We start from the raw sequence: 1158 nt of genomic DNA, 5'->3' as shown, positions 1-1158 counted from the left end.
CATGGCTAAGGAAAAGTTTGAGCGTACGAAACCGCACGTTAACATCGGCACGATTGGTCACGTTGACCACGGCAAGACGACGTTGACGGCAGCGATCACCAAGCAGTTTGGTGATTTCAAGGCCTATGACGAGATCGACGGCGCACCGGAAGAGAAAGCGCGCGGGATCACCATTTCGACCGCGCACGTGGAGTACGAGACCGAGGGTCGCCACTATGCCCACGTTGATTGCCCCGGCCACGCCGACTATGTGAAGAACATGATCACCGGTGCCGCCCAGATGGACGGCGCGATCCTGGTTGTGAACGCCGCGGACGGCCCGATGCCGCAGACGCGCGAGCACATCCTGCTGGGCCGCCAGGTTGGCATCCCCAAGATGGTCGTGTTCCTGAACAAAGTGGACCAGGTCGACGACGAAGAGCTGCTGGAACTGGTTGAAATGGAAGTGCGCGAGCTGCTGGAAAGCTACGAGTACCCCGGCGACGAGATCCCGATCATCGCGGGTTCGGCCCTGGCCGCCCTGGAAGGTCGCGACGACAATATCGGTTCGGAAAAGATCGCCGAGCTGATGGCGGCTGTTGACGAATACATCCCGACGCCCGAGCGCGCCGTGGACCAGCCGTTCCTGATGCCGATCGAAGACGTGTTCTCGATCTCGGGTCGTGGTACGGTTGTGACCGGTCGTGTGGAACGTGGCGCCATCAACGTGGGCGACGAGATCGAGATCGTGGGCATCCGCGACACCTCGAAAACCACCTGTACCGGCGTTGAAATGTTCCGCAAGCTGCTGGATCGCGGTGAAGCTGGCGACAATATCGGCGCCCTGCTGCGCGGGATCGACCGTGAAGGTGTTGAGCGTGGCCAGGTTCTGTGTAAGCCGGGTTCGGTAACGCCGCACACCAAGTTCGAGGCCGAGGCCTATATCCTGACCAAGGAAGAAGGCGGCCGCCACACGCCGTTCTTCGCGAACTATCGTCCGCAGTTCTACTTCCGTACGACGGACGTGACCGGGACGGTGACGCTGCCGGAAGGCACCGAGATGGTGATGCCGGGCGACAACCTGAAATTCGGTGTTGAACTGATCGCGCCGATCGCCATGGAAGACGGCCTGCGCTTCGCCATCCGCGAAGGCGGCCGCACCGTCGGCGCAGGCGTCGT

1 protein-coding gene is annotated in these 1158 nt (G+C 61.7%); it reads left to right on the top strand.

Translation table 11 applies throughout. From position 1 onward, the window contains the following. Position 1 precedes the first annotated feature (1 nt). Positions 2–1158 (top strand): elongation factor Tu (tuf, locus tag ACMU_RS18545; RefSeq protein ID WP_035263058.1); only part of this gene is annotated, 1157 nt, incomplete at its 3' end.

Origin of the sequence: Actibacterium mucosum KCTC 23349, from assembly GCF_000647975.1 — a bacterium.
Lineage (GTDB): Bacteria > Pseudomonadota > Alphaproteobacteria > Rhodobacterales > Rhodobacteraceae > Actibacterium > Actibacterium mucosum.
This window is presented reverse-complemented; position numbering and strand designations above follow the sequence as displayed.